Origin of the sequence: Celeribacter naphthalenivorans (genome assembly GCF_020524585.1) — a bacterium.
Classification (GTDB): domain Bacteria; phylum Pseudomonadota; class Alphaproteobacteria; order Rhodobacterales; family Rhodobacteraceae; genus Celeribacter; species Celeribacter naphthalenivorans.
Map to the genome: position 1 here is coordinate 334,371 of NZ_JAIVLK010000005.1, position 15,805 is coordinate 350,175.

Genomic DNA, 15,805 nt, shown 5'->3' on the forward strand with positions numbered 1-15,805 from the left:
ACGCGGGGTGGTGGGAAGAGACGGGGAAGGGGGCCGCACTGGCCCCTTTCCTTTATGTGCTGCCTTCTGCACCGACCCTACGACCTTCGTTCATTTCCTTGCGACATCGGCGCGCAGCCCATTGGCGCAGCCTTTCCAACCGGGTAGAACTAAGCCCAACAGGGAGGCGCCTATGCTTGTAGAACTCGGACATTTCGCTCTGGTCATGGCCTTTATCGTGGCCATCGCCCAAACCGTTTTGCCGCTTTGGGGCGCACAGACCCGCAACCGGGCGTTGATGGCCGTGGGGGAACCTGCGGCGATGATCCAGCTTGTGCTGATCGCCTTTTCCTTTGGCGCGCTGACCTATGCCTTCGTGACCTCGGATTTCTCGCTGAAGGTCGTGGTCGAGAACTCTCACACCCTCAAACCGATGCTCTACAAGGTCTCCGGCGTTTGGGGCAACCACGAGGGGTCGATGCTGTTGTGGGTGTTGATCCTGGCGCTTTTCGGGGGTGCTGCGGCACTTTTCGGCCAGAACATTCCCGCCACGCTCCGGGCCCGTGTGATCGGCATTCAGGGCTCCATCGGGGTGGCGTTTCTGGCATTTATCCTCTTCACCTCGAACCCGTTTCTGCGTCTTGAATGGCCGCCGATGGATGGGCAGGATCTCAATCCTCTGCTGCAAGACCCCGGTCTCGCCTTCCACCCGCCGTTTCTCTACCTCGGCTACGTCGGCCTCTCGATGACTTTCTCCTTCGCTGTCGCTGCCCTGCTTGAGGGCCGTGTGGACGCGGCTTGGGGACGCTGGGTGCGGCCCTGGACCTTGGCGGCATGGGTGTTTTTGACCATCGGTATCGGTCTTGGCTCTTGGTGGGCCTATTACGAGCTGGGCTGGGGCGGCTTCTGGTTCTGGGATCCGGTGGAAAACGCCTCCTTCATGCCTTGGCTCTTTGCTGCCGCGCTTTTGCACTCCGCCATTGTGGTCGAGAAACGAGAGACGCTCAAAAGCTGGACCATACTCTTGGCAATCATGGCCTTCGGCTTCTCGCTGATCGGCACCTTCCTCGTGCGCTCGGGCGTGATCACCTCCGTCCACGCCTTCGCCAACGACCCGGAGCGCGGCGTGTTCATCCTCTTGATCCTCGCCATCTTCATGGGCGGCGCTTTGACGCTCTTTTCCTTCCGCGCCAGCGTGATGCAGGCCAAGGGCGTCTTCTCCGTCGTCTCGCGTGAAAGCGCCTTGGTGATCAACAACATCCTTCTGGCTGTGTCGTCGCTTGTGGTCTTCATCGGCACCATCTGGCCGCTCGTGGCCGAAGCCTTTTGGGAGCGGAAACTCTCCGTCGGCCCGCCGTTCTTCGACGCCGCCTTCACGCCCTTCTTCGTGGTGCTGGCGGTGCTCTTGCCGATTGGTACGATCCTGCCGTGGAAGCGCGCGAAACTGGGGGCGACTGTCAAAAAACTCATCCCCTCGATTATCCTCGCCGTTGCGGTCATGGGCCTCGTTTGGTCGATCCAGACCGAGAAATCTCTCCTTGGTCCCATTGGTCTTGCCCTTGGCACATGGCTTGTCGCGGGCGCTATTCAGGACATTCTCCTGCGCACCGGCAAGACCATGAACCTTGGCCGTCTTACACGTCTGCCGCGCGCTGATTGGGGGCGTCTTTTGGCCCATGGCGGGCTTGGCGTCACCATGGCAGGCATCGCGGGTCTGACCGCCTGGACCGTCGAAGACATCCGCGTCGTGCAGGTCGGCGAGACCTTTGAGGTGGCGGGCTACACCATCGCGCTCGAGAGTGTCGACCGCGCCCAAGGCCCGAACTACATCACCACCATGGCGACCATGGGCGTCTTCGAAGGCGACAAGAAAGTCGCCACGCTCCACCCCGAAAAACGCTCCTACCCGGTGGCGCAAATGCCGACCACTGAGGCCGGGATCGACAATGGTTTCCTGCGCGACGTCTACCTTGTGATCGGGGATGTGCAATCCAACGGCGGCTGGGCGGTGCGCACCTATATCAAACCTCTGGCGAACTGGATTTGGGGCGGCACGATCATCATGGCCATCGGCGGTTTCCTGTCGCTCACCGACCGTCGCTACCGCGTCGCCGTAGGTGCGCGCAAAGCCGAAACCGCGCCCAAGGGAGTGCCCGCAGAATGAAATACCTGCTCCTCGTCCTCGCCCTTCTGACCGCCACGCCAACGCTTGCGGTGCAACCCGACGAAGTCCTCCAGGACCCTGCCATGGAGTCCCGCGCGCGTGACATTTCCCAGGGCCTGCGCTGCCTCGTCTGCCGCAATGAAAACATCGACGAATCCAACGCCGAATTGGCCAAAGACCTGCGCCTTCTGGTGCGCGAACGCCTTGTGGCGGGGGACACGAACGACGAGGTGGTGGACTATGTGGTGGATCGTTACGGCGAATTCGTCCTGCTGAAACCGACCCTCACCGGTGCAAACAAACTCCTGTGGATCGCCGGGCCGGTCATGCTGATCCTCGCGCTGATCATCGGCCTCACCTTCATCCGTCGTCGCGGCAAAGAACCCGAGGTCGCCGATCTGACCGAGGATGAAGAGGCCCGCCTCGCGCGGCTGATGAACGATTAGCGTTTCCTTTGCTGCCAAAAATACTCAAAAACCCCGCCGCTGGACAGACCTCGGCGGGTTTTCTATATCTGGATCAACGGTCCACAGTTCACCGAGTCGCTGCCAGCCTTCGGGCCATGCTGAACCTGCTTTGATATATCACCATCCGGTAATTTCCGCGCGTCACCCGCGTGGCAAGGGCAGCTCCCCGCAAGTTTCGAGACGCGATCAACGGAGAAAACCGATGACTCGTGAGTGTATTTCCCTCACCCTTCCCGATGTGTCCGCCTTCGCGCGTGCGCTGAAATCCGAATTTGGCGAGGGCCATCCCGAGGCCCCCGGCCACCAAAGCCTCTTGAACGCCATCGCGCGCGCCGGCGGCTATCGCAATTTTCAACACCTCAAAGCCACTCAAACCGGCGCGGGTCCCGTGACGCCCGCCGAAGGCCGCGCCGTCACGCGGGCCTTGGCGCGGTTTGATGAGGCCGGTCTGATGACCTCTTGGTCGACCAAACGCAAAGTGCGTCAGCATTGTCTTTGGGCGCTCTGGGCGCAGGTGCCGTCACGCAAAGAGTTCACCGAGCGTGAAATCTCGGCGCTTTTCGACAGCATGACGGTGTTTCGCGACCCTGCGCAAATCCGGCGCTCTTTGATCGAGGACGGGTTGTTGGAGCGCACGCTTGATGGCTCTGTCTACCGCCGTCTTGAGGCCGAGCCGGACGAGACCGCAAAGGCCGTGATCCGCGCCGTCACACGTCGTCGCGAGGCAAACCCAGAGGTGCCAGAGCGCGCCTCTGCTGTCTTGGGGCTTTAAGTCGACAGACAAATTCCCGCTGTGACGGGGCGTCTCTCTTCCTTTCTGCGCGGGGCTCCTTATCTTGAGCGCAACCGAGAGGGAGAGAGACGCATGCATTACGAGACCATCCGCTTTGAGCAAACCCATGACGTCGCCGTGGTGACGCTCAATCGCCCGGAGGTGATGAATGCGCTCAACACCCAGATGCGGGCGGAGATCACCCATGCGGTGCGCGATGCCTCGAAATCCGCCCGCGTGATCGTTCTGACCGGTGAGGGCCGCGCCTTTTGTTCGGGGCAGGATTTGGGCGACGGGGTCGATGCCGCGACCGCCGATCTCGAACGCACGCTGCGCGATGAATATGAACCGATGGTGCATGCGATTCACGACAGCCCGGTGCCTACCATCGCTGCCGTCAATGGCACGGCGGCAGGCGCAGGGGCCTCTCTGGCGCTCTCTTGCGATGTGGTGATCGCCACGCAGTCCGCCGTCTTCCTTCAGGCTTTCTCCCGCATCGGTCTCATCCCTGACGCAGGCGGCACCTATATGTTGCCGCGTCTCGTCGGGCTGGCCCGCGCCATGGGCGCCTCGCTCTTCGCCGATGAAATCACCGCCGCACAGGCCGCGCAGTGGGGCATGATTTATGAGGCCGTCGAGGATGCCGATTTCGAGGCCCATTGGCGCGCGCGGGCGGGGTATCTCGCCAAAGGTCCGACGGTCTCCTACCGTCATCTCAAAGAGGCTATGCATGCCTCCTATGACAACACATTGAAAGACCAACTGGCGCTGGAGGCCAAGCTGCAAAACCGCTGCGGTCAGACCCGCGATTTCAAAGAGGGCGTCATGGCCTTCCTTGAAAAACGCAAGCCTCACTACGAAGGGCGTTAAGCCTCTGACAGATTTGCGATCACCTGTGCCATCAGCGTGGTGAAATCGTCCCGCTGCTGCTCGCTCATGCCTTGGGTCGCCAGATCGTTGACCTCTGTGGCGGCGCGGATCGCGGGGTCTCTCAGTCCGCGTGCGCGTTCCGTCAGCCAGACGGTCTGCACCCGCGCGTCCGCCTCATGGGCGCGCCGGATTACCAAACCGTCGCGCTCCATCCGCGACAGCGTGTTGGCCATGGTCGCCTGTTCGACGCCCAGTTCCTGCACCAGCTCGCGCTGGGTTTGCCCTTCTTTTTCCCAAAGCGCCAGCATCACCGGAAAGGTCCCCGTGGAGAGGCCCAGCGGTTTGATCCGATCCTGAATGGCGCGGATAAAAAGCCGGGCCATGTGGTTGACCTGATAGCCTTCGGACTGAATGCGGGAGAAGTTGGTCTCTGTCATGCAACTTGTTTTTCACAATATAGCTTGCTATGCAAATATATATAGCAAGCTATCCATGTGGAGACTCACCATGCTGCCAAAACTTCACGCCGCCTTCGGCGCGGCCGCCCTTTTGATCATCGCCACCTTCTGGACCGCCACTGTCACCACCATCGTGATCGGGGATAAATACCTGATCGTCATGGCAAAAACCGGCATCGCCTGGGGGCTTCTGGCGCTCATTCCAATGCTGATCCTGACCGGGGTGTCCGGCAGCCAGCTCGGCCAAAACATGCGCGGGGCCCTGATCGGCGCCAAACAAAAGCGCATGAAGCTCATCGCCTTCAACGGCATTGTCTTCCTAGTGCCCGCCGCGCTGATCCTCCTGCCGCTCGCGATGCAGGGGCAGGGTGGGCCGCTCTATTGGGCCGTCCAAACCCTCGAACTTTTGGCCGGCGCCGCCAATATCACGCTTCTGGGCCTCAACATGAGGGACGGCCTGCGCCTCACGCGCCGCCGCGCGCTCACGGCATAACCCGTTTCCTTTGTTGCCATAAATACTCAAAGAAAAACCCGCCTCAAAAGAGGCGGGTTTCGGATTTTCTAAAATATCGAGAACGACTTAGCGGTCTTCGACATTCACATAGGGACGTTCGGTTGCGCCGGTGTAGAGCTGACGCGGACGGCCGATTTTCATGCCCGGATCCTCGATCTGCTCTTTCCACTGGGAGATCCAGCCGACTGTGCGCGACAGGGCAAAGATCGGGGTGAACATCGAGGTCGGGAAGCCCATGGCCTCCAGGATGATGCCGGAATAGAAGTCGACGTTCGGGAAGAGTTTCTTCTCCGCGAAATACGGATCGGCCAGCGCTTGTTTCTCAAGCTCTTTGGCGACCTGCAGCGTCGGGTTGTTTTCCACGCCGAGAAGCTCAAGCACCTCGTCGGCGGACTGTTTCATCACGGTCGCGCGCGGGTCGAAGTTCTTGTAAACGCGGTGGCCGAAGCCCATCAGACGGAACGGATCGTTCTTGTCTTTCGCGCGGGCGATGAATTCCGGGATGCGATCCACAGAACCGATTTCACGCAGCATCTCGAGACAGGCTTGGTTCGCACCACCGTGTGCCGGACCCCAGAGACAGGCGATACCAGCGGCGATACAGGCGAACGGGTTGGCGCCCGAGCTTGATGCCAGACGCACGGTCGAGGTGGAGGCGTTCTGTTCATGGTCGGCATGGAGCGTGAAGATACGGTCCATGGCGCGCGACAGGATCGGGTTGACCTCATAGTCTTCTGCCGGAACGGAGAAACACATGTTGAGGAAGTTCGACGCGTAGTCGAGGTTGTTGCGCGGATACACGAAGGGCTGACCGATGGTGTATTTATAGGCCATCGCGGCGATCGTCGGCATTTTCGCGATCAGGCGGATGGTCGCCACTTCGCGCTGATGCGCGTCCGAAATGTCGATGGAATCGTGGTAGAAAGCGGACATGGCGCCAACCACACCGACCATGATCGCCATCGGGTGGGCGTCACGACGGAAACCGGTGAAGAATTTGAGCATCTGCTCGTGCACCATCGTGTGATGGGTCACGGTGGTCTCGAATTTCTCCATTTCAGCGGCGGTCGGCAGTTCCCCGTAGAGCAGCAGGTAGCAAACCTCGAGGAAATGCGATTTCTCGGCCAGATCTCCGATGGTGTAGCCACGGTGCAAAAGCACGCCTTCGCCGCCATCGATAAAGGTGATTGCGCTTTCACAGGCGGCGGTGGAGGTGAAGCCCGGGTCGTAGGTGAATACATTCGCCTGGCCATAAAGCTTACGGATATCAAGAACATCCGGCCCCGCAGTGGGGGAATAAACGGGAAGATCGTAGGTCTGTCCGTCAAGCGTAAGGGTCGCGGTTTTCTGAGTATCTGCCATCGTCGTTCCTTCGGTTGTCAGCGGTGCCTCCATCGCGATCAATGCGCGATGCGGTCGCTGGTGGTCTGGCGGGCGCCCGGGCATATCCCGGACATCCTTTGGGCTTTGGACCCGTATCTGGGTCCTGATCTGGCCGCGGGGCCGGGGCATCGTTCGCGCATCGCGTCCACCCCGGACCCTTAATGGCCCGTCCCGAAACGCAATCGTTTCGGTCAGAATGTCTCACCCCGCGCCGTTGAGGACGCGCCGGCCCGAACCTGTGCCCGTGACCGATCTCGGTACTATCGCTTTGGCAAAGTCGGTTGCGCGACCTCGACCTTTATTCCTGCGTTTCCTGCTCTGAAATCAAAGCCCGGAAATCGTCGATCCGCGCCAGGGTTTCGTCTCTGCCGAGGACCAACATCATATCGAGGACGCTGGGCGTGACTGCGCGACCTGCGAGGGCGGATCTCAAAGGCCCGGCGACTTTCCCGAACCCAAGCTCCAGCGTCTCCATCACGCGGCCAACCGCCTCCTCCAATGCGTTGCGCTCCCAGCTAGCATTTTGCAGGTGCGGCGTCAATTCTTCCAGTATACCGTTGGATACAGAAACCACTTGTTTTTGCGCTTTCTCATCCATGTCCAAGGGACGGGACACCAGTGCAAATTGTGCTTTTTCAATGAGTTGCGGGTAGGTTTTGGCCGATCCTTTCAGGAAGGAAAGGGACTCGGAAAGACGCGATTTTTGCTCCGGACGCAGCGCATCCGACCCCGAGGCCGCAAGGTAACCATCGATTTCGCTCAAGATTTCATCGTCCGCCAGAATTGCGATATGCTGACCACAGATATTCTCGAGTTTCTTGGTGTCAAATCGGGCAGGGGCCTTGTTGATTCCATCGAGATCGAACCATTCCATCGCCTGCGCATCGGTGAAGAATTCGTCATCGCCATGGGACCAGCCCAAACGCGCCAGATAGTTGCGCATGCCAGAGGCCGGATAGCCCATGGCCTGATATTCCTTCACGCCGACCGCGCCGTGACGTTTCGACATTTTCTTACCGTCTGGCCCGAAAATCAGCGGAATATGCGCGTAAACCGGCAGCGGCCAGCCCATCGCCTCATAGATCGTCATTTGGCGTGCGGCATTGGCCAGGTGGTCATCGCCCCGGATCACATGGGTCACGCCCATATCATGGTCATCGACAACAACAGCCAGCATGTAGGTCGGTGTGCCATCCGAGCGTAACAGGATCATGTCATCGAGCTGATCGTTTTGGAACGTCACGTCACCTTGCACTTTGTCCGCCACCACGGTCGCGCCGTCGCGCGGCGCCTTGACGCGGATCACATAGGGGGCGTCCGGGTAGGACGACGGGTCCGCATCGCGCCAGGGCGAGCGATAGAGCGTGCTTTCCTTCTTGGCGCGGGCCGCTTCGCGGAAGGCTTCGATCTCGTCTTGCGTGGCAAAGCATTTGTAGGCCTTGCCGTTCGCCAACATCTCGCGGGCCACCTCGGCGTGACGCTCGGCGCGTTCGAACTGGCTCACCGCCTCGCCGTCGTAATCCAGCCCAAGCCAAGCCATGCCATCGAGAATCCCCTGCGTCGCCTCGGGCGTCGAGCGCGCGCGGTCGGTGTCTTCGATCCGCAAAAGGAACTTGCCGCCGCGACCGCGGGCATAGAGCCAGGAGAACAGCGCCGTGCGGGCGGTGCCGATGTGCATGTCGCCGGTGGGCGAGGGGGCGATGCGGGTGACGACGGGCGTTTGGGAAGCGGCTTCGGACATGGGGAAATTAACCCTTTAGTAACCATGTTGGCAGATGATTTTCGTCACCGGGCATAAGCGAAGGCGGAAGGGGAAACAAGGGTGCGCGCCCTCACGAGACCGAGTCACACAAGACTGGCACAGATCCCCCTCGACATCGTCGATGGACAGCACGGGCGGTTGTTCCTGTGGCTGCCCGTGTGTTTCGGCACGGGCGTGGGGCTGTTCTTTGCCCAGTCGCTGGAACCCTCGCGCATGTTCCTTTGGACACTCGCCGGGTTGAGCCTTTTGGCGGGGCTGCTCCTGCTCAAGATACCGCCACGCGTGGCGCCCTTATTGGTCGCGGCATTGGCCGTCACCTTGGGCTTTCTCTCCGCCGGTCTGCGCACGCAACTGGTGGCCGAACCTGTCCTCACGTTCCGCTATTACGGCCCCGTCGAGGGTCGGGTGATCAAGATCGATCGCTCCGCCTCCGACGCCCTGCGCCTCACGCTCGACCAAGTCACCCTGCGCGATTTCTCGCCCTCGCGCACTCCTGCACGGGTCCGCGTCTCACTCCATGGTTCGCAAGATTTCGTGACACCCGAGCCGGGGTTGCGCCTCGCCATGACGGCGCATCTCTCGCCGCCGCCCGGACCCACGGAACCCGGCGGCTTCGATTTTCAGCGCATGGCCTGGTTCGACCGTCTGGGCGCGGTGGGCTACACCCGCACGCCCGTCCTGCGCGCCGCCGAGGTCGATCCCTCGCCGCTTTTGTGGGTGCATCGCCTGCGCCAGACGCTCTCAATCGCGCTGCAATCTCAGCTCCCCGGCGAGACCGGCGCCTTTGCTGCCGCCATCCTTACGGGAGACCGCTCCGGCATTTCGCAAGAGACCGCCGAGCATCTCAGGGGCGCGAACCTCTCTCATCTTCTCGCCATTTCGGGCCTGCACATGGGGCTTTTGACTGGCGCCGTGTTCTTTGCGCTGCGGCTTATGCTGGCACTGATCCCCGGTGCCGCGCTCAAATGGCCCCTCAAGAAACTCGCGGCGGGCGGCGCGCTGGCTGCGGGGGCCTTCTACCTCGCTTTGTCCGGTTTCAACGTCGCAACCGAGCGCGCCTTTGTCATGGTCTCCGTCATGCTCGTGGCTGTGCTTTTGGACCGTCAGGCCATTTCCTTGCGCGCCGTCGCCATCGCCGCGCTCATCCTTTTGGTGCTGCAACCCGAAGTCCTCCCCGAGCCCGGTTTCCAGATGTCCTTCGCCGCCACCACGGCTCTCGTCGCCGTCTTCACCATCGTGCGGCGGATGCATCTCATGGGGCGCTGGCCGAACTGGCTCAGAGGGATTGCCACGGTCATCCTGTCCTCCGCCGTTGCGGGCATCGCCACGGCGCCAGTCGCCGCCGCGCATTTCAATCGGATCGCGGATTTCGGCCTGATCGCCAATGTCACCGCCGTGCCGATCATGGGCGCGCTCGTCATGCCCGCCGCCATCGTGGCCGTGCTGCTCACGCCCTTGGGGCTTCAGGGCATTGCCTTGTCCGTCATGGGCCTGGGCATTCGCTGGATTCTCTTTGTCGCAGAAACCGTTTCGTCCTGGGACGGCGCCGTGAGTCGCATCGTTTCGCCGCCGCCCGCCACTTTGCCGCTCATCGCCTTGGGCGCTTTGTTCGTCATTTTGTGGCGCGGGCGCTGGCAAAATCTCGGGCTTTTTCCGGTTTTCGCGGGGTTCCTGCTCTGGGCGACGCATGAGAGGCCCGCGCTTTTGATTTCTGATGATGGCTCTCTGGTTGGTCGCATGACGGCTGAGGGCCGTGCGCTTTCCAAGCCCAAGGGGGCAGGGTTCGCCGCCACCGTTTGGCTTGAAAACGACGGCGATGTCCCGGATCAGGCCATGGCCGCCGCGCGTCATATGCCGCCTTTGGATGTCGGGCCGGTGCATGTGGCGCAGGTCACGGGGCGTGGTTGGCAAGACGTCGCGCGAGAGGTTTGCGGGCTTGCGGATGTCGTGATCGTCAACAAGTTTTGGGAAGAGGAGATGCCAAAAGGTTGTCTTCTGGTCGATCTCGGATTCCTGCGGCAAAGCGGGGCTTTGGCGCTGAGTGAGGCAGGCGGCGAGGTGCGTCTGATCACCGCCTATGCCGCCTCCGGTGTGCGCTATTGGAACACGCCAGATTTGCGGGGCGCGTGGGGCGTGACGGCGCGGGTGGCCCGCGCCGACCGCGCGCCCGCCGCCATGGGGCTGCGGTTCGGTCAGACTGACGCGCAAGCGACGCGCTTCGCATTTGCCACGCGCTAAAAGAAAAGCACCGCACGGGAATGTGCGGCGCTTTCCGAGCGAACTCATTGAGGTGTGTCAGTAGCTGCGGATCAAACCGACCAGCTTGCCCTGAACCTCGACCATATCCGCAGGCAATACGCGGGTCTCAAACGCCGGGTTGGCGGCCTCGAGCGCGATCATATCGCCTTGGCGCTTGTAGCGTTTCAGCGTGGTTTCATAGCCTTCGACCATGGCGACGACGATGTCACCGTCTTTGGCCTGGCTGGTTTCGCGAATGACCACGATGTCGCCGTGGTTGATCCCGGCTTCGATCATGGATTCGCCCTTGACCTCAAGCGCATAGTGATTGCCGCGCCCTGAAAGCATTGATCCCGGAACGGCAACGTTCACGGCTCCATCGGAGACGGCTTCGATCGGCACACCAGCGGCGATCTTGCCCATGATCGGCAGGTTGATCGCGGTGACGGTCTCGATATCGAGCGCGGCTGCGGGCGGGGGCGCGTCCGGGCGGTCGCCGTCGATGACACGCGGGCTAAAGCCGCCGGAAGCCCCACCAGCGGTTGGTGCAGAGGGCACGCCGCCGAGGCTTTCGGGCAGCTTCACGATTTCGATGGCGCGTGCACGATGCGCGAGACGCCGGATAAACCCGCGTTCTTCGAGCGCGGTGATCAGTCGGTGAATGCCGGATTTGGAGCGCAGATCGAGCGCCTCTTTCATTTCGTCGAAAGACGGCGGCACCCCGTCACGCTGCATCCGTGTGTTGATGAACTCCAAAAGCTGGAGTTGTTTTTTCGTCAGCATCGGCTCGTTCCTCTTGTCGCCCCGGCTTTGTGTCGCGGGGGAGTTTTGCACTGCAATCGGTGTCTGACCCCCGGTTTGCGGATGGGCGCGCTGGCGATCTGAGGCCACCCAATGCACAGGCACGGGAGGAATCGCCCCCGATAGCCGCATTTTCAACGGTCCGCCCGTCACCACATGCCCGTTTGGCCGGTCCTGCACCTCGTCGCTTGCGCGACGAAACCGCACGGGGCCGCCGGAATGGGTCAAACCCCAGATGGGTTTTGCTCTTTGTTCTGATAATGTTCTACCGCTGTTCTCGTATTGTGTCAATTGCCGAGTCCCTAATCCAACCTGTCCCTCAACCCGCCCCTTAAGGGTGTCGTTGCGCATGCGCCGTTTTGGCGGTGCGCTGAGCTTGGTGGGAAGTTGGTTAAGGCAAGGTTAAAGGGTGCAGGCGCGGGCGTAGAAATATCCACGCCCGTCCTTGAGCAAGCAATCGAGCAACACTGTGGGGCTCAGAGCCGGATCACATCGACCGTTTCGCCTGCTTCACGCGCCGGATCATGCGGTGGACGCACCAAAAGCGCGTTGGCGTTAGAAAGGATCGACAGAAGCGAGCTGTCCTGACGCGCGAAGGGCTGAACACCCTCTGCTGTCAAAATGGCGCGCATGTAATGTTCGCGCGGGCCGTTCTCGGTCACGGGCTGCAACAGTACGGCGTTCTGGCGCGGCGCGGCTTGGGGCGGCAGACCTTGCAGCGCGTCAAGCACGGGCAGCATGAACAGACGCGCGGTGATCATCGCGGAGACCGGATTGCCGGGCAGGCCCAGCATCACGGTGTCGCCCAGACGTCCGGCCATCAGAGGTTTGCCGGGGCGCATGGCGACTTTGTAAAAGGCGCGCTCCATGCCCAGCTCTTCGACCACCTTGCCGACCAGATCGTGATCGCCCACCGAGGCGCCGCCGATCGAGACGATCACATCCGCCTCCATCGCCATCTCAAAAGTCGCGCGCAGCAGGGTCATGTCATCGGGGGCGATTGGCAACATCCGTGCGATGCCGCCCGCTTGCTCGACCATGGCGGCCAATCCGAACGCGTTGGAAGCGATGATTTGCGAGGGGCCGGGTGTTTCGCCGGGCAGCACCAGTTCATCACCCGTCGAGATGATCGCCACCACGGGACGACGCCCGACGGAGACCTCGGCATGGTTCATCGCGGCCAAAAGCGCGACATCCTGCGGTGAGAGGCGGCGGGGGGCGGTGAGGCCATCGGTGGGGCTGAAATCATTGCCAGCGGGGCGGATGTTGCGATTGTCAGAGGGCGTGCAGGTGAGCGTGATGCGGTCGCCGTCGCGGCTGACGTCCTCTTGGATGATCACGCGATCTGCGCCTGCGGGCAGGGGGGCACCGGTGAAAATCCGCACGGCGGTGCCTTGGCTTACCGTGCCGGAAAACCCATGTCCGGCGGCGCTTTCACCGATCACCTCAAAACCCGCGCCCGCGGTGGTATCGGCATCGCGCACCGCATAGCCGTCCATCGCGGAGGCATCGAAAGGCGGCTGCACCAGACGGGCCATCGCGGTCTCCGCCAGAACCCGGCCAGAGGCCGCGCGCAAAGGCACGGTCTCGCGGTCCAATGGCGTGCAAAGCGCAAACAAATGCGCGAGGGCGTCCTGAACGGAAATCATGTCAGTCTCTTTCGTAGATGCCGGATTTGCCGCCTTCTTTGCGCAACAGACGGGTGTGGACGATCTCCATGCCCTTTTCGGCGGCTTTGAGCATGTCATAGACGGTGAGTGCTGCGACACTGGCGGCGGTGAGCGCCTCCATCTCGACACCCGTCTGACCAGAGGTCTTGACGGTGGCGCGAATGCGAATGCCCGGCAAGGTGGCGTCCGGTTCGAGATCGAGCGTCACCTTGGTGATCGGCAGCGGGTGGCACAGCGGGATCAGATCGGAGGTGCGTTTCGCGCCCATGATGCCCGCGAGCCGCGCGACGCCCAGAACATCGCCCTTTTTCGCCGTGCCTTCGGTGACGAGCGCCAGCGTTTCCGGCGTCATCTTCACGGCGCTCTCGGCGGTGGCGAGGCGGTCGGTGACGGCTTTGCCGGAGACATCGACCATATGGGCGTTGCCGTCCCCGTCGAAATGCGTGAGCTCCGCCATCAGGCTGGCACCGGATTGGCGAGCAGGGCCTTGGTCGCGGCCTCGACATCGTCTTGGCGCATCAGGCTTTCGCCGATGAGGAAGCACCGCGCGCCATAGTCGGCCATATCGGCGAGATCTTCGGGCGTGAACAGCCCGCTTTCGCACACCAGAGTCCGATCCGCTGGCGACAGTTTCGACAGCTCGCGCGTGGTGTCGAGCGTGGTCTCGAAGGTCTTCAGATTGCGGTTGTTGACGCCCAGCAGCGGGGATTTGAGCTTCAGAGCGCGCTCCAACTCCTCGGCATCATGCACCTCGATCAGCACATCTATGCCATAGCCAAAGGCCGCATCTTCCAGCTCGGCGGCCAGCGCGTCCTCGACGGAGGCCATGATGATCAGGATCGCGTCGGCACCCCAAGCGCGGGCCTCGGCCACCTGATAGGTGTCATACATGAAGTCCTTGCGCAGCACCGGAAGCGAGACCTCGGCGCGGGCCTGTTTCAAAAACTCCGGCGAGCCTTGGAACGACGGCGTGTCGGTCAGGACGGACAAGCACGTCGCACCACCGGCCTCATAGGCGCGGGCGATGGCGGGCGGGTTGAAATCCGGGCGGATGAGGCCCTTTGACGGGGAGGCCTTTTTGACCTCCGCGATCAGGCCGTAGCCGGTTTGCGCAGCGGATTGCAATGCGGTGGCAAAGCCTCGCGTGGGGCTTTGCTCGGCGGCCTGCGCCTCAAGGTCGGAAAGCGCCACGGCGGCTTTGGCGGCGGCGACTTCTTCGAGCTTATAGGCTTTGATTTTATCGAGAACATTGGACATGCGCCTGTGATACAGGGCGGCGCGGACTAAGGGAAGACGGCAGAGGCGCGGCGGCGCGGGAATTATTGAGAACATTTTGAGGGTAGTCATTCAACAATAAGATCATTTTGTTGTCAGTGGCGGTTTCGTAATCTCTGGTCATCGAAGGGGCGCAATACCGCAGACCTTTCGCAACCACTTGTAAACGTTACGAAATACAGCTTGGAGATCACCCATGTTCCGCATCAAAACGCTCACCTCCGCTCTGGCGCTCGGTTTTGCTCTGGCAACGCCCTCTTTCGCACAAGGTGTTCAGGAAGCCCCCTCGACCGTCGGCGCCACCTATGTGCCCGAATCCGCCACAAAGGCCCTTGCGCCGGGCGAGAAAATCGAAAACCTCTTCAACAAAAACGTCTCTCAGGACTACATCCTGCAAAAGCTGACGGACCGGGTGTATTTCTACCAGCACCAGTTCTACGGCACGATCTTTTACGTCGGTGACGAAGGCGTGTTTATGATCGACGCGCTCGAAGGCAGCGCCGACACGCTTAAGGCCGCCGTGGCTGAGGTCACCGACCTGCCGATCACCGCGATCCTCTATTCTCACGACCACGCCGACCACATCGCCGATGCGGCCAAACTGTTGGAAAGCTTCCCGGATGCGCGTGTCATCGCGACTGAGGCCACCGTGCATGTGATGGACGAGACCGGCTCCAACCTGCCGCGCCCGACCGAGGTGATCTCGCCGGACGTCAACAGCTTTGCCTTCGAGGATTTGACCGTCCGCGTCGTGCCCTTCGCCGAGACCGCCCACGCCCATGACCACGCGATCTATGTGCTCGAAGGCACCGGCGTCGTGCATGTGCCGGACGTGATCAACCCGGATCAGCCGCCGTTCTGGTCCTTTGCGGGCGCCGAAGGCTACATGGGCTATTCCGACATGATCGACCACATTGGCGATCTGGAGTGGGACTACCTGTCGGGCGGTCACGGCAACGTCGGCTCGCGCGCCGATGTGGAGTTCTATCAGACCTTCCTCGATGATCTCGAAGCCGCCGTTGGCGAAGCGCTCGGCAACGTGCCGTGGGGCGCAGGTCTCGAGCACCCCGAAGAGCTGAACGCCCACACCGCCTATCTGTCGAACTGGATCGCAGAGATCGGCAAATACGCCACCAACGTGCTGCGTCCGAAATACGGTGAGTATTACGGCTTTGAATACGCCACGCCGAAAAACGCCGAACTGGTGGGCATGTATATGTTCTCCTACCGCTAAAGCGTTTCTCAAAAAACTTGAGGCACTCAATTTTTGAGAAACGGAGCAATATCAATTCAGTGTGGCAAGGTTTTTCGCTCAATCTGATTCAGATTAAACGAAAAACGCTTTAAAGCGGGCAACTTATCAGGCCCCTTTCTGGTCACGGACCAGGGCCAGAGAGGGTAAAACAAAGACGCACCGGGAGTATGTCTCGGTGCGTTTTTTTGCGTTTTATT

Annotated in this window: 14 protein-coding genes; 7 read left to right on the forward strand and 7 right to left on the reverse strand. The window is 61.4% G+C overall.

The genetic code is table 11. The features are described from left to right. The first annotated feature begins 172 nt into the window (after positions 1–172). The 4 genes from LC094_RS13240 to LC094_RS13255 all read left to right on the forward strand — a co-directional run bounded on the left by LC094_RS13240 (position 173) and on the right by LC094_RS13255 (position 4,252). Positions 173–2,143 carry a heme lyase CcmF/NrfE family subunit gene (locus tag LC094_RS13240; RefSeq protein ID WP_226553262.1) on the forward strand — a complete coding sequence of 657 codons (1,971 nt, stop codon included), beginning with the start codon at positions 173–175 and terminating at the stop codon, positions 2,141–2,143. Beyond that, the gene (locus LC094_RS13245) at positions 2,140–2,589 is read left to right on the forward strand and encodes a cytochrome c-type biogenesis protein (protein WP_226553263.1); all 450 of its coding nucleotides are present in this window, start codon (positions 2,140–2,142) and stop codon (positions 2,587–2,589) included. Before LC094_RS13240 ends, LC094_RS13245 begins: the two co-directional genes overlap by 4 nt. A 223-nt stretch (positions 2,590–2,812) precedes the next feature. Beyond that, complete coding sequence (locus tag LC094_RS13250) at positions 2,813–3,382, forward strand: DUF2087 domain-containing protein (protein WP_226553264.1); 570 nt, start codon at positions 2,813–2,815, stop codon at positions 3,380–3,382. Between the two features lie 93 nt (positions 3,383–3,475). Continuing rightward, positions 3,476–4,252: an enoyl-CoA hydratase-related protein gene (locus tag LC094_RS13255; RefSeq protein WP_226553265.1), complete on the forward strand. Its 777-nt coding sequence runs from the start codon at positions 3,476–3,478 to the stop codon at positions 4,250–4,252. Here the strand turns inward: LC094_RS13255 and LC094_RS13260 are convergent. Next, positions 4,249–4,689, reverse strand: a complete 441-nt coding sequence (locus tag LC094_RS13260; RefSeq protein ID WP_226553266.1) for a MarR family winged helix-turn-helix transcriptional regulator — start codon at positions 4,687–4,689, stop codon at positions 4,249–4,251. The two genes, LC094_RS13255 and LC094_RS13260, sit on opposite strands and share 4 nt — an antisense overlap. Positions 4,690–4,759: 70 nt before the next feature. Here LC094_RS13260 and LC094_RS13265 point away from each other — a divergent pair, with 70 nt between their 5' ends. Continuing rightward, positions 4,760–5,203 (forward strand): hypothetical protein, encoded by a 444-nt coding sequence (locus LC094_RS13265; protein WP_226553267.1) that lies wholly within the window; start codon positions 4,760–4,762, stop codon positions 5,201–5,203. An 87-nt stretch (positions 5,204–5,290) separates the two neighbouring features. Here the strand turns inward: LC094_RS13265 and gltA are convergent, their stop codons facing one another. Further along, entirely contained in the window at positions 5,291–6,586 is a 1,296-nt protein-coding gene (gene gltA, locus LC094_RS13270; RefSeq protein ID WP_226553268.1) for a citrate synthase, read from the reverse strand. A gap of 319 nt (positions 6,587–6,905) precedes the next feature. Next, entirely contained in the window at positions 6,906–8,348 is a 1,443-nt protein-coding gene (gltX, locus tag LC094_RS13275) for a glutamate--tRNA ligase (RefSeq protein WP_226553269.1), read from the reverse strand. Between the two features lie 81 nt (positions 8,349–8,429). Between gltX and LC094_RS13280 the strand changes: the two genes are divergently transcribed. Next, positions 8,430–10,607 (forward strand): ComEC/Rec2 family competence protein, encoded by a 2,178-nt coding sequence (locus LC094_RS13280; RefSeq protein ID WP_226553270.1) that lies wholly within the window; start codon positions 8,430–8,432, stop codon positions 10,605–10,607. Between the two features lie 57 nt (positions 10,608–10,664). Here LC094_RS13280 and lexA read toward each other — a convergent pair whose 3' ends face one another. The 4 genes from lexA to trpC all read right to left on the reverse strand — a co-directional run bounded on the left by lexA (position 10,665) and on the right by trpC (position 14,335). Then, entirely contained in the window at positions 10,665–11,390 is a 726-nt protein-coding gene (gene lexA, locus LC094_RS13285) for a transcriptional repressor LexA (protein ID WP_226553271.1), read from the reverse strand. A 494-nt stretch (positions 11,391–11,884) separates the two neighbouring features. After that, positions 11,885–13,057, reverse strand: a complete 1,173-nt coding sequence (locus tag LC094_RS13290) for a molybdopterin molybdotransferase MoeA (RefSeq protein WP_226553272.1) — start codon at positions 13,055–13,057, stop codon at positions 11,885–11,887. Position 13,058: 1 nt separating this feature from the next. After that, positions 13,059–13,535, reverse strand: coding sequence for a cyclic pyranopterin monophosphate synthase MoaC (gene moaC, locus LC094_RS13295; protein ID WP_226553273.1), 477 nt, complete (start codon positions 13,533–13,535; stop codon positions 13,059–13,061). After that, positions 13,535–14,335 carry an indole-3-glycerol phosphate synthase TrpC gene (gene trpC, locus LC094_RS13300; RefSeq protein ID WP_226553274.1) on the reverse strand — a complete coding sequence of 267 codons (801 nt, stop codon included), beginning with the start codon at positions 14,333–14,335 and terminating at the stop codon, positions 13,535–13,537. The genes moaC and trpC overlap by 1 nt, the downstream gene beginning before the upstream one ends. 214 nt (positions 14,336–14,549) lie before the next feature. Between trpC and LC094_RS13305 the strand changes: the two genes are divergently transcribed. Then, on the forward strand, positions 14,550–15,587 hold the full coding sequence (locus LC094_RS13305) for an MBL fold metallo-hydrolase (protein WP_226553275.1): 1,038 nt from the start codon (positions 14,550–14,552) through the stop codon (positions 15,585–15,587). Positions 15,588–15,805 lie beyond the last annotated feature (218 nt).

What these genes read in the sequence shown, in the direction of transcription:
- LC094_RS13240 (WP_226553262.1), top strand. Translation starts at nt 173, where the DNA reads ATGCTTGTAGAACTCGGACATTTCGCTCTGGTCATGGCCTTTATCGTG.
- LC094_RS13245 (WP_226553263.1), top strand. Translation starts at nt 2,140, where the DNA reads ATGAAATACCTGCTCCTCGTCCTCGCCCTTCTGACCGCCACGCCAACG.
- LC094_RS13250 (WP_226553264.1), top strand. Translation starts at nt 2,813, where the DNA reads ATGACTCGTGAGTGTATTTCCCTCACCCTTCCCGATGTGTCCGCCTTC.
- LC094_RS13255 (WP_226553265.1), top strand. Translation starts at nt 3,476, where the DNA reads ATGCATTACGAGACCATCCGCTTTGAGCAAACCCATGACGTCGCCGTG.
- LC094_RS13260 (WP_226553266.1), bottom strand. Translation starts at nt 4,689, where the DNA reads ATGACAGAGACCAACTTCTCCCGCATTCAGTCCGAAGGCTATCAGGTC.
- LC094_RS13265 (WP_226553267.1), top strand. Translation starts at nt 4,760, where the DNA reads ATGCTGCCAAAACTTCACGCCGCCTTCGGCGCGGCCGCCCTTTTGATC.
- gltA (WP_226553268.1), bottom strand. Translation starts at nt 6,586, where the DNA reads ATGGCAGATACTCAGAAAACCGCGACCCTTACGCTTGACGGACAGACC.
- gltX (WP_226553269.1), bottom strand. Translation starts at nt 8,348, where the DNA reads ATGTCCGAAGCCGCTTCCCAAACGCCCGTCGTCACCCGCATCGCCCCC.
- lexA (WP_226553271.1), bottom strand. Translation starts at nt 11,390, where the DNA reads ATGCTGACGAAAAAACAACTCCAGCTTTTGGAGTTCATCAACACACGG.
- LC094_RS13290 (WP_226553272.1), bottom strand. Translation starts at nt 13,057, where the DNA reads ATGATTTCCGTTCAGGACGCCCTCGCGCATTTGTTTGCGCTTTGCACG.
- moaC (WP_226553273.1), bottom strand. Translation starts at nt 13,535, where the DNA reads ATGGCGGAGCTCACGCATTTCGACGGGGACGGCAACGCCCATATGGTC.
- trpC (WP_226553274.1), bottom strand. Translation starts at nt 14,335, where the DNA reads ATGTCCAATGTTCTCGATAAAATCAAAGCCTATAAGCTCGAAGAAGTC.
- LC094_RS13305 (WP_226553275.1), top strand. Translation starts at nt 14,550, where the DNA reads ATGTTCCGCATCAAAACGCTCACCTCCGCTCTGGCGCTCGGTTTTGCT.